The sequence below is a fragment of the Sphingobium cyanobacteriorum genome, from assembly GCF_030580935.1.
In the GTDB taxonomy this organism is placed as follows: Bacteria; Pseudomonadota; Alphaproteobacteria; order Sphingomonadales; family Sphingomonadaceae; genus Sphingobium; species Sphingobium cyanobacteriorum.
The window spans coordinates 435,227-447,007 of sequence record NZ_JAUQOM010000001.1; the positions used below are offsets into that span (position 1 = coordinate 435,227).

At 63.8% G+C, this 11,781-nt stretch carries 8 protein-coding genes; 6 read left to right on the forward strand and 2 right to left on the reverse strand.

What is annotated here, in order from left to right; translation table 11 throughout:
* Nucleotides 1-47: 47 nt before the first annotated feature.
* Together Q4610_RS02090 and Q4610_RS02095 are read right to left on the reverse strand one after the other, a co-directional pair.
* Nucleotides 48-1,220, reverse strand: a complete 1,173-nt coding sequence (locus Q4610_RS02090; protein WP_304534356.1) for a BaiN/RdsA family NAD(P)/FAD-dependent oxidoreductase — start codon at nt 1,218-1,220, stop codon at nt 48-50.
* Nucleotides 1,220-1,675: a YaiI/YqxD family protein gene (locus Q4610_RS02095; RefSeq protein WP_304534357.1), complete on the reverse strand. Its 456-nt coding sequence runs from the start codon at nt 1,673-1,675 to the stop codon at nt 1,220-1,222. The genes Q4610_RS02090 and Q4610_RS02095 overlap by 1 nt, the downstream gene beginning before the upstream one ends.
* 360 nt (nt 1,676-2,035) lie before the next feature.
* Between Q4610_RS02095 and Q4610_RS02100 the strand changes: the two genes are divergently transcribed.
* The 6 genes from Q4610_RS02100 (at nt 2,036) to Q4610_RS02125 (ending at nt 11,771) form a co-directional block, all read left to right on the forward strand.
* Nucleotides 2,036-2,737 carry a peptidoglycan-binding domain-containing protein gene (locus Q4610_RS02100; protein ID WP_304534358.1) on the forward strand — a complete coding sequence of 234 codons (702 nt, stop codon included), beginning with the start codon at nt 2,036-2,038 and terminating at the stop codon, nt 2,735-2,737.
* 394 nt (nt 2,738-3,131) lie between these two features.
* Nucleotides 3,132-4,436 carry an MFS transporter gene (locus Q4610_RS02105; RefSeq protein ID WP_304534359.1) on the forward strand — a complete coding sequence of 435 codons (1,305 nt, stop codon included), beginning with the start codon at nt 3,132-3,134 and terminating at the stop codon, nt 4,434-4,436.
* Nucleotides 4,433-5,362, forward strand: a complete 930-nt coding sequence (gene cysK / locus Q4610_RS02110; protein ID WP_304534360.1) for a cysteine synthase A — start codon at nt 4,433-4,435, stop codon at nt 5,360-5,362. Before Q4610_RS02105 ends, cysK begins: the two co-directional genes overlap by 4 nt.
* A 142-nt stretch (nt 5,363-5,504) precedes the next feature.
* Entirely contained in the window at nt 5,505-6,803 is a 1,299-nt protein-coding gene (locus tag Q4610_RS02115) for a cell wall hydrolase (protein ID WP_304534842.1), read from the forward strand.
* Nucleotides 6,804-7,145: 342 nt separating this feature from the next.
* The gene (gene rpoB / locus Q4610_RS02120; RefSeq protein WP_304534361.1) at nt 7,146-11,306 is read left to right on the forward strand and encodes a DNA-directed RNA polymerase subunit beta; all 4,161 of its coding nucleotides are present in this window, start codon (nt 7,146-7,148) and stop codon (nt 11,304-11,306) included.
* A gap of 6 nt (nt 11,307-11,312) precedes the next feature.
* Nucleotides 11,313-11,771, forward strand: coding sequence for a hypothetical protein (locus Q4610_RS02125; RefSeq protein WP_304534362.1), 459 nt, complete (start codon nt 11,313-11,315; stop codon nt 11,769-11,771).
* Nucleotides 11,772-11,781 lie beyond the last annotated feature (10 nt).

The window sequence follows — 11,781 nt, forward strand, 5'->3', positions numbered from 1 at the left end:
TGCTTCGTCCTTGCAAGCGGCGTGGGTCAGTCGGCCGTCATCCCGTGCTAAACCGCCTGCCCCGCTGCCCAGCCACTGGCCCAGGCCCATTGGAAATTATAGCCGCCCAGCCAGCCGGTAACGTCCACCGCTTCGCCAATGGCGTAGAGGCCCGGCGCTTTCGTCGCCTCCATGGTGCGGGAGGAGAGGCCGGCGGTGGCGATGCCGCCGACGGTGACTTCGGCCTTGGCATAGCCTTCGGTGCCCGATGGCGTGAACGGCCAGTCGGACAGGCGCGCCGCAACCTGCCGCAGGGTCCTGTCGGACAGGTTGCCCACTTCGCCCTGCACCCCGATCCGTTCGAGCAGCGTGTCGGCCAGCCGTTCGGTCAACGCCTGGCCCAGCACCCGGCGCAGGCTGGTGCGCGGACGGTCGCGCTTTTGCGCGAGCAGCCAGTCGGCCGGGCGATCGGGCAGGAAATCGACCTGGATCGCGGTGCGATGCTGCCAATAGCTGCTGATCTGGAGCATCGCCGGGCCGGACAGGCCGCGATGAGTGAAGAGCGCGGCTTCACGGAAACGGGTCTTGTTCCAGCGTACCGCAACATCGGCCGACACACCGGACAACGACTGGAACAGCAACTCATCCGGTCCCAGAGTGAAGGGCACCAAAGCCGGGCGCGGCTGGACCACCGCCAGGCCGAATTGCCGCGCGACATCATAGGCGAAGCCGGTGGCGCCCATTTTCGGGATGGACGGCCCGCCAGTCGCCAGCACCAGCGCAGGCGCGCGATGTTCGGTGTCGCCCAGCCGCACGCGATACAGGCCATCGCCATGGGCGATATCCGACACCGGCCGGCCAAGCGCCATCGTCACGCCGCCCCTGGCGCATTCCTCCACCAGCATGGCGACGATCTGCCTGGCCGATCCGTCGCAGAAAAGCTGTCCCAGCGTCTTTTCATGCCAGGCGATGCCATAGCGTTCCACCAACGCAATGAAGTCCTGCGCGCCGTAGCGGCCAAGCGCGGACTTGGCGAAATGGGGATTGGCGGACAGATAGCGGTCGGGCGCGGTGTGGAGGTTGGTGAAGTTGCAGCGACCGCCGCCCGAAATCAGGATCTTCTTGCCCGGTGCGTCGGCATGGTCGGCGAGCAGCACCTGTCGCCCCCGCTGGCCCGCGACGGCGGCGCACATCATGCCAGCCGCGCCGGCGCCCAGGATGATGACGTCATGGTCCGCCATCAGCGACCGCGCCTGAGGCGCACCAGTGCCTCGTCCAGCGATTGCAGGAAGCGCGAGCGATCGACTTTCGAGAAAGGTAGCGGGCCGCCGATCGGATCGCCCACCGCGCCCGCGCGCAGATCCGCCATGATCGCGCGGGTCGCGACCGCCGCGCCGATCGAACTGGGCGTGAAGGGCTTGCCATTGGGCGCGATCACCACCGCCCCGGCCTTCAGGCAGCGGTCGGCAAGCAGGATGTCGGCGGTGATGCAGACCGTCCCGGCATCGGCCCGCTCGGCGATCCAGTCATCGGCGGCGTCGAACCCGTCGCTCACCACCACCCGGTCGAGCAAGGGATGGACGGGGATTCGGATCGGGCTGTTGCTGACGATGGTGACGGGGATTTCGTGCCGCCAGGCGACCTTGTACACCTCATCCTTGACGGGGCAGGCATCGGCATCGACCAATATCTTCATGCGCCGGGCGATAGGCGGATGGGCGTGTCGAGACAATGGTTCGGGACCGGAATCCTTAATGCGGCGGGAAAAGAGAATCGCCTATGGATGCGCCATAGTCGGGGCGCGACACAGAATGGCCGAATGACCAGTAGCGTCAGGATCAGGATCATGAACCGAAACCGGAGGATACCCCCTCCACAAGAGAAGAAGAGAAGCGCAACCAAAATAATAAGTACAGGAAAAATCATATATTTCCTGTTACTGTCCCGATCGGTTTCATATTGAACCATATTTACATTGCATCGATCATTTTTCCGTGATCATATCACTTCATAATAAACGGTCGCGCTTTTCCAATTTCATATGGAGCGCACGCCAATGCCTACCGGACATGAGATGCTGATGCTGGCACGAAGCCGCATCGGTCAGAAATATGTCAATATCCTGGTCCCAAAGAATAATCCCAACTGGCAAGGCCCCTGGGACTGTGCTGAATTCATGTCCTGGCTGGTCTATCAGACTGGCGGTTTCCTGTATGGCTGCATCGACAATGATGGCAATCCGGCGACGACCGAGGCCTATACCGGGGCATGGCAGCGCGATTCCGAAAAAATCGGACATCGTGTATCCATTGCCGAAGCCATCGAGACAGTCGGCGCCATCCTGCTGCGCTATCCGCCAGCGCCCGGCACGATGGGGCATATCGTCGTAAGCGACGGCGCCGGCGGCACAGTGGAAGCGATGGGCAAGGCCCATGGTGTCTGCGAAGGCAAGGTAACGGGTCGCGTGTGGGATACAGGCGTGCTCATTCCCGGCTTCACCTACAGCCGGAATGCGCCGGTCAGTTTCACCGCCCCGCATATACTATATGCCATCGGCCGGCCTGACATGAAGCCTGACATCGTCAAGGCAATCCAGAAGGCCCTGATTGCGGCCGGTTTCGATCCAGGCCCTGTCGATGGCATATACGGCCATAATACGGCAGCGGCGGTCGCCGCGTTTCAAACCGTAAAAGGCATCATTGTCGACGGCCAGGTCGGCAAGCAAACCGCAAGACGGCTGCAAGTCAAGCTCAGTTGAATGATCAGCGGTCTGTGCGATAACTGACACGGAATATTCCGTGCCATCCGGGGACGACAGGGGTTGCTGGCGCAATAGCCTGAGATCACATCGCCTTGATCAGAACCCATTCGCCCTTGCGGACGAAGCGCGGCAATCCGATGGCGCATCCGTGGATTGCCGCGCTTCGTCCGCAAGGGCGCGTACGCATGGGTCAGGATCATCGCCTTCCGGCATGAAACGTGCCTGATCATGATCATTCTGGTCCCGCCCTGAAGAGGATGGGGATCATGGCATAGGCGGCCAGCCGAACACCCCCTCAGCCCCGCGCCCCTGAGCGGCAAAGCAAATCTTGTGGCACCGGCTTCTCCACTGCGGTTGCCACCATGGCGTGCGCGCCGCTAAAGCCGTCGGCATGACAGCCCTCCTTCTGCCCCGACATCCGCTGCATTTCGCCAATTTCCGGGCCTATCTGGTGGGACGGCTGTGCGCCGTGCTGGCGCAATATGGCATGATGATCGTGCTGGCGTGGCAAGCCTATAATATCGCGCGCGAAACGATGACGACGGCGGGCGCTTCGGCACAACTGGGGCTGATCGGGCTGGCGCAGTTCCTGCCGCTGTTCTTCCTGACCCCGCTCGCCGGCTGGGTCGCCGACCATTATGACCGGCGCTGGGTTGCCCGCATCACGCTGGCGCTGCTGATGGGGGCGGCCGGGTTGCTGGCCTTTGCCACCTATGAAAATCGGGTGAGCCTGCCGCTGATCTTCGGCATCGCGGTCATCGTGGGCACGGCGCGCGTTTTCAACGGCCCCGCCTATGGTGCGCTCGCGCCCAATCTGGTGCCGGTCGAGGTGCTGCCCAATGCCATCGCCATTTCCGCTGTCGTGTGGCAGGCCGGGATGATCGCGGGGCCCGCGCTGGGCGGCTATGCCTATGCAGCGACGCCCTGGGGCGCCTATGCGCTGGCCGCCGGGCTGTTTGGCATTGCGCTGTTGGCGATGATGATGATCGGCCCGGTGCCGCAGCCCCCGCGTGACGCCACGCGCCATCCGCTGCGCCAGATGATCGACGGTTTCACCTATGTGCGCGGCAACCGGCTGGTGCTGGCGACCATCACGCTGGACCTGTTCGCGGTGCTGCTGGCCGGCGCGACGGCACTGTTGCCGGTCTATGCCCGCGACATATTGCATGTGGGGTCGGCGGGGCTGGGCCATCTGGCCGCCGCGCCCGGCATCGGGGCAGGCGCCACTGCGCTCTGGTTCTCCTTCCGCCCGATGAAGAGCAATGTCGGGGTCAAGATGCTGGCGTCGGTGATGCTGTTCGGCCTGGCCACCATCGCCTTTGGCTGCACCGCTTTCCTGCCGCGCAGCATCGCCATGGAGGCGGGCATCGTGGCGCTGGTGGTGCTGGGCAGCGCGGACATGGTATCCGTGTTCGTGCGCCAGTCACTGGTGCAGATCCATACCCCCGACGCGATGCGCGGGCGCGTGTCCAGCCTGTCGCAACTCACCATTTCCGCGTCGAATGAACTGGGCGAGGCCGAGTCCGGCTTTCTGGCCGCGCTGGTCGGTCCGGTGGCCGCGGTGATCGGCGGCGGCGTCGGTGCTATCCTCATCACCCTTTACTGGGCGCGACTCTTTCCCGAATTGCGCCTTGCACGCAGCTTCGATCCACCCGACATCGGGCGAGAAGAGAACAGCCAGGAGAAAAACCCATGAAAGCTGCCACGATTCTCGAAACCATCGGCCATACGCCGCATATCCGCGTCAGCCGCCTGTTCGGCGATACACCCGCCGGCACCGAAATATGGATCAAGTCCGAGCGGTCCAACCCCGGCGGATCGATCAAGGACCGCATCGCGCTGGCCATGATCGAAGCGGCCGAGGCGAGCGGCGAATTGCAGCCCGGCGGCACCATCATCGAACCGACATCGGGCAATACCGGCGTGGGCCTGGCCATGGTCGCGGCGGTCAAGGGTTACAAGCTGGTGCTGGTCATGCCTGAAAGCATGTCGATCGAGCGGCGACGGCTGATGCTGGCCTATGGCGCCAGCTTCGACCTGACCCCGCGCGAAAAGGGGATGAAGGGCGCGATCGAGCGCGCGCTGGAACTAGTCGGCCAGACGCCGGGTAGCTGGATGCCGCAACAGTTCGAGAACCCGGCCAATATCGACGTGCATGTCCGCACCACGGCGCAGGAAATCCTGGCCGACTTCGCCGACACGCCGATCGACGCGCTGATCACGGGCGTGGGCACCGGCGGCCATATCACGGGCGTTGCCGAAGTGCTGAAAAAGGCGTGGCCGGGCCTGAAGGTCTATGCGGTCGAGCCGACCCTGTCGCCGGTCATCAGCGGCGGCCAGCCCGGCCCGCACCCGATCCAGGGAATCGGCGCGGGCTTCATCCCGGCCAACCTGCATACCCAGTTGCTCGACGGCGTGATCCAGGTCGATCCGGCCGACGCCAAGGATTATGCGCGCAAGGCCGCGCGCGAGGAAGGCATGCTGGTCGGCATCTCGTCCGGCGCGACGCTGGCGGGGATTGCCCAGAAGCTGAAGGAACTCCCGGCAGGCAGCCGGGTTCTGGGCTTCAACTATGACACCGGCGAACGCTATCTGTCGGTGCCCGATTTCCTGCCGGAATAATAGGGCCAGTCCAACGGCCGTTCGCGTGGAACCTGCCAAAGCGCGCGAACGGCGGTGGAGAAGCAAGATCGTCGTGAACCGGACCCGTCTCCTCAACACTCTGTCCTGGGCAGTCTGGGCGCTGCTGTTCATCGGTCTGCCCATGGGCGTTGCCGGCTGGGAAAGCCGGTCGCGCCCGGTCGATGCGCCCGCGCGCTTCGCGGCTGCGGCGGCGCGGGGCGCACGGCCCGCCGCCCCGCCCCCGCCGGTCGAGCCGATGCAGATCTATGCGTTGCCGCGTGACCGGGCGGTGGCGTTCAACGCCCACATCCCCTTTTCGCGCGATCCCAACCCGGCTGCCCGCCCCTTCCTCTTTTCAGGCACCGAAATCGACCTCGCCCGCGCGACCGACTGCCTTGCGGCGGCGGAAATCTTCGAAGCGGGCGACGATGCGGTCGGACAGCAGGCGGTGGCGCAGGTGGTGCTGAACCGGGTGCGCCATCCCGCCTTCCCCAAGAGCGTGTGCGGCGTGGTGTTCCAGGGGCAGGAGCGCAGGACCGGATGCCAGTTCACGTTCACCTGCGACGGCGCCCTGGCCCGCGTGCCGGCGCCGGCGGCGTGGGATCGCGCGCGCGCGGTCGCGCGCGCGGCGCTGGCGGGGAAGGTCTATCCGCCGGTCGGCCACGCCACCCATTATCATACCGACTGGGTCGTCCCCTATTGGAGCGGCAGCCTGGACAAGATCACGGCGGTCGGCACGCACCTGTTCTTCCGCTGGCGCGGCTGGTGGGGGACGCCGCCCGCCTTCCGCACCCGCGTCGAACCGGGCGAACCGCTGATCGCGCGCATCGCCCGTTTTTCGACCGCGCATCAGGATGCCATGCCAACGCCGATCGACGCCCCGCCGATGCTGTCGGCCGATGCGCCCGCGATGATCGCCGCCCGGCCGCAACAGGCGATCGGAGCGGAGTCCCTGGGCAAGATGGTGGCCGGTGTGCGGCTGATCGCGATCGCGCCGGGGGCCAGGAGCTTTCTGGTCGAACTGCCCCGCGCCGGTGCGCCCGATAGCTGGCCGGCGCTGGCCCGGACATTTTGCGCGGGCCGCGCCGAATGCCGGATCATGGCGTGGAAGGTGGGCAGCGCGCCGGCGGGCCTGCCGCTGGGCGATGCGCAATTGGCGGCCATGAGCTTCGCCTATATCCACAATGTCGAAAGCGGGTTGCAGCGGGCGCTGTGGAATTGTGCCCAGACCCCGCGCACGGCCAGGGGCGACTGCATGCGCCAGCGCATTCCCACGATCGCGCCCGCCGCATCGGCCCAGACGGGCACGATACCGCCCGGCATATCACAGACTGGCCTATCACAGACTGGTATGTCACAGGCCGGGCTGAGCGGGGTGCGGCGCAAGCAGCGGTTCGAGACGGTGACGATCAGGCCGCCAGACGCGCCACCCGCACCATAGCGGACCCATCCGGCCGATCCTGCCGGCACAGCCATTCGCCCCCTTCACAAAGCCTGATCACGGGCCTATATGGCGTGTTGGAAATCGGTTTGCATCACGCCCTGACGGGCGAGGTGGGCCGTCTCCCGGAACGCTCGGGGACCAGGATCGCATTGCGCACGATCCCGGCGGAATAGGGCGGATCTGGCGGGTCACAAGACGCTGACAGTGTGGATCGGACAGTCCCGACCCGCACTTTTTTGCGTGGCATGATGGGTGCGAATCACCCCTTTTGCCATCGCGTTTCGACTGAGTTTTCGCCGGGATGCGAAAAAACACGACGAATGAAGGCAAGGACAACGCATGGCGACCAAGGCTCTCCCAACGATCAACACCGGCGCTAAGAAGCGCATCCGCAAGGTGTTCGGCGACATCCACGAAGTGGTGCAGATGCCGAACCTGATCGAAGTGCAAAGGGAGAGCTACGAACAGTTCCTGCGCTCCGATCCGTCGATCGGCTATGTGTCGGGCCTGGAAAAGACCCTGCGCAGCGTTTTCCCGATCCGCGACTTCGCCGGCACCGCCGAAATGGACTTCGTCCATTACGAGCTGGAAGACCCCAAATATGACGTCGAGGAATGCCGTCAGCGCGGCATCACCTACGCCGCGCCGATGCGCGTTACGCTGCGCCTGATCGTGTTCGAAGTGGACCAGGACACCGAAACCCGCTCCGTGCTCGATATCAAGGAGCAGGACGTGTATATGGGCGACATGCCGCTCATGACGCAGAACGGCACCTTCATCGTCAACGGCACCGAGCGCGTGATCGTGTCGCAGATGCATCGTTCGCCGGGCGTCCTGTTCGACCATGACCGCGGCAAGACCCATTCGTCGGGCAAATATCTGTTCGCCGCGCGCGTCATCCCCTATCGCGGTTCGTGGCTGGACTTCGAATTCGACGCCAAGGACATCGTCAACGTCCGCATCGACCGCAAGCGCAAGCTGCCGGTCACGGCGCTGCTCTATGCGCTGGGCCTGACCGCGGAAGAAATTCTGGGCCAGTTCTACAACAAGGTGGTGTTCGTCCGCGGCGAAGGCGGCTGGCAGATCCCCTATCTGGCGGAAGCCTGGCGCGGCCTGAAGCCCGCCTTCGACATTGTCGATGGCAATTCGGGCGAAGTCGTGTTCGCCGCCGGCCACAAGATCAGCCCCCGCGCCGCCAACAAGGCGGAAAAGGATGGCCTCAAGACGCTGCTGATCCCAACCGAAGAAGTCTATGGCCGTTACAGCGCCTATGACCTGATCAACGAGACGACCGGCGAAATCTACATCGAGGCCGGCGACGAAGTGACGCCGGAGAATCTCGAAAAGCTGGACAAGGCGGGCATCGACCGCCTGGAATTGCTGGACATCGACCATGTCGGCACTGGTCCCTGGATCCGCAATACGCTCAAAGCCGACAAGGCCGAGGAACGCGACCAGGCGCTGAGCGACATTTATCGCGTCATGCGCCCTGGCGAACCGCCGACGAAGGAGACCGCCGAAGCGCTGTTCGCCGGCCTGTTCTTCGACCCGGAACGTTATGACCTGTCGGCGGTCGGCCGCGTCAAGATGAACATGCGCCTTGAACTGGACGCAGAGGATACCGTCACCACGCTGCGGACCGAGGATATCCTGGCCGTGGTCAAGGAACTGGTGAACCTGAAAGACGGCAAGGGCGAAATCGACGATATCGATAACCTGGGCAACCGTCGCGTCCGTTCGGTCGGCGAACTGCTGGAAAACCAGTATCGCGTCGGCCTGCTGCGCATGGAGCGCGCGGTCAAGGAACGCATGTCGAGCGTCGACGTGTCGACCGTGATGCCGAACGACCTGATCAACGCGAAGCCGGCGGTTGCTGCCGTGCGTGAGTTCTTCGGCTCGTCGCAGCTTTCGCAGTTCATGGACCAGACCAACCCGCTGTCGGAAGTCACCCACAAGCGCCGCGTGTCGGCGCTTGGGCCGGGCGGCCTGACCCGCGAGCGGGCAGGCTTCGAAGTCCGCGACGTTCACCCGACCCATTATGGCCGTATCTGCCCGATCGAAACGCCCGAAGGTCCGAACATCGGCCTGATCAACTCGCTGGCTACCTTCAGCCGCGTGAACAAGTACGGCTTCATCGAAACGCCCTACCGCAAGGTGATCGACGGCAAGGTGACGAACGATGTCGTCTATCTGTCGGCGATGGAAGAGGCCAAGCACACGATCGCGCAGGCGAACGCGGAGCTGAACGCCGACCACAGCTTCACCGAGGATTTGATCTCCGCGCGTGAAGCGGGCGAATTCCTGATGGCGCCCAAGGACAATATCACGCTGATGGACGTCAGCCCCAAGCAGTTGGTGTCGGTCGCGGCCTCGCTCATTCCCTTCCTGGAAAATGACGACGCCAACCGCGCGCTGATGGGATCGAACATGCAGCGCCAGGCGGTGCCGCTGGTCCGCGCCGAAGCCCCGTTCGTGGGCACCGGCATGGAAGGCACGGTTGCGCGCGATTCCGGCGCGGCCATCGCGGCCCGCCGCGCGGGCATCGTCGATCAGGTCGATGCGACCCGTATCGTCATCCGCGCCACCGGCGATGTCGAACCCGGCCAGTCGGGCGTCGATATCTATACGCTCCAGAAGTTCCAGCGCTCCAACCAGGACACCTGCATCAACCAGCGTCCGCTGGTGAAGGTGGGCGAACTGATCCAGGCCGGCGAAGTCATCGCCGATGGCCCGTCGACCGAGTTCGGCGAGCTGGCGCTGGGCCGCAACGTGCTGGTCGCGTTCATGCCCTGGAACGGCTACAACTATGAAGACTCCATCCTGATCTCCGAGCGGATCGTGAAGGATGACGTTTTCACCTCGATCCATATCGAGGAGTTCGAAGTCATGGCCCGCGACACCAAGCTGGGGCCGGAGGATATCACCCGCGACATTCCCAATGTCGGTGAAGAAGCGCTGCGCAACCTCGACGAGGCGGGCATCGTCTATATCGGCGCCGAAGTGGAGCCGGGCGACATTCTGGTCGGCAAAATCACCCCCAAGGGTGAATCGCCGATGACCCCGGAAGAAAAGCTGCTCCGCGCGATCTTCGGCGAAAAGGCGTCAGACGTGCGCGACACGTCGCTGCGCCTGCCGCCGGGCGTTGCCGGGACGGTCGTGGAAGTGCGCGTGTTCAACCGCCATGGCATCGACAAGGACGAGCGCGCCATGGCGATCGAGCGGGAGGAAATCGACCGTCTCGCCAAGGATCGCGAGGACGAACGCGGCATCCTCAACCGGGCGACCTATAACCGCCTGTCGGAAATGCTGATCGGCCAGACCGCTTCGGCCGCGCCCAAGGGCATCAAGAAGGGCGTGGTCATCGACGAGGCTCTGCTGGCCGAAGTCGAGCGGCATGAATGGTGGAAGTTCGCGGTCGAGGACGATGTCCGCCAGACCGGGATCGAAGCCGTCAAGGCGCAATATGACGAAGCGGTGAAGCTGATCGTCGAGAAGTTCGAGGATCGCGTCGACAAGCTCCAGCGTGGCGACGAACTGCCGCCGGGCGTGCTCAAGATGGTCAAGGTGTTCGTCGCGGTGAAGCGCAAGCTGCAACCGGGCGACAAGATGGCTGGCCGTCACGGCAACAAGGGCATCATCAGCCGCATCCTGCCGGCCGAGGACATGCCGTTCCTGGAGGATGGCACCCCGGTCGATTTCGTGCTGAACCCGCTGGGCGTGCCATCGCGCATGAATGTCGGCCAGATTTTCGAGACGCATCTGGGCTGGGCCGCACGCGGCCTGGGCGCCCAGATCGGCGCGGCGCTGGATAGCTGGCGCGAAGCCAATCCCAATCCCGAAGCGGGCCAACCGCCCGAAGCGGTGCGGGATCTGCTCAAGACGATCTACGGCGCCAACTATGTCGAGCAGATCGACCAGCGCAGCACCGAAGAGATTGTCGAACTGGCGCATAATGTCCGCGGCGGCGTGCCGATGGCGACGCCGGTGTTCGACGGTGCGGTCGAAGCCGACGTGTCGGCGATGCTGAAGCTGGCGGGCCTGGATGAATCGGGCCAGGTGACTTTGTATGACGGCCGTACCGGCGACAGCTTCGACCGCAAGGTCACTGTCGGCTACAAATATGTCCTGAAACTGCATCACCTGGTCGACGACAAGATCCACGCCCGTTCGATCGGCCCCTACTCGCTCGTTACCCAGCAGCCGCTGGGCGGCAAGGCGCAGTTCGGTGGCCAGCGCTTCGGTGAGATGGAGGTCTGGGCCTTGCAGGCTTATGGCGCCGCCTACACGTTGCAGGAAATGCTGACGGTGAAGTCCGACGACGTGGTCGGCCGCACCAAGGTCTATGAGGCGATCGTCAAGGGCGACGACACGTTCGAGGCCGGCATTCCTGAAAGCTTCAACGTGCTCGTCAAGGAAATGCGCAGCCTCGGCCTCAACGTCGAACTCGCCGCGATGGATGCGATCGAGGACGACGACGGCTTCGCGGCGGCGGCGGAGTAGGATCGGATGGCCCTGCCCAGCCTCTTTCAATACCTTGTTGAGAAAGACCGCTGGGTAGTCATTCGCGAATTCGAGCAGGGAATGTACCGGGATTACGTCATCGCCAATCATGCGATGCAATTCCACCATTCCATTGCAAAGGATACGGATTGGACTTCTTTTGTGAGAACTGCGGGTAGCAAAGGTGGTGGTTTCGGTCGACTTGCAGATCCTTGCAATTTGGCCAAGCGCATGGGGCATCATACTGATGACCCTTTCGAAGCTTTCCAAGTAATTTCAGCAATGCCAGAAATAGCTCTGCGTGAACTTTCCGCGTGGAGACTTCGAAAGCTCATCGTCGAACCGCTCCTTCTTATACCTTCTCTTCCGTTTCTTATACTTGCAGTTTTGCCCTGGATTAGAGAACCGTCTCTTCAAGTTGTTGGCTGGTGGGCTGACGGTCCCGTCAAAAGATTGATCGACTAAGCACGCCAGC

Bases quoted from the DNA above. Each gene is read 5' to 3' on its own strand.
- Q4610_RS02095 (WP_304534357.1), bottom strand. From the start codon at position 1,675: ATGAAGATATTGGTCGATGCCGATGCCTGCCCCGTCAAGGATGAGGTG.
- rpoB (WP_304534361.1), top strand. From the start codon at position 7,146: ATGGCGACCAAGGCTCTCCCAACGATCAACACCGGCGCTAAGAAGCGC.
- Q4610_RS02100 (WP_304534358.1), top strand. From the start codon at position 2,036: ATGCCTACCGGACATGAGATGCTGATGCTGGCACGAAGCCGCATCGGT.
- Q4610_RS02125 (WP_304534362.1), top strand. From the start codon at position 11,313: ATGGCCCTGCCCAGCCTCTTTCAATACCTTGTTGAGAAAGACCGCTGG.
- Q4610_RS02115 (WP_304534842.1), top strand. From the start codon at position 5,505: ATGGGCGTTGCCGGCTGGGAAAGCCGGTCGCGCCCGGTCGATGCGCCC.
- Q4610_RS02090 (WP_304534356.1), bottom strand. From the start codon at position 1,220: ATGGCGGACCATGACGTCATCATCCTGGGCGCCGGCGCGGCTGGCATG.
- cysK (WP_304534360.1), top strand. From the start codon at position 4,433: ATGAAAGCTGCCACGATTCTCGAAACCATCGGCCATACGCCGCATATC.
- Q4610_RS02105 (WP_304534359.1), top strand. From the start codon at position 3,132: ATGACAGCCCTCCTTCTGCCCCGACATCCGCTGCATTTCGCCAATTTC.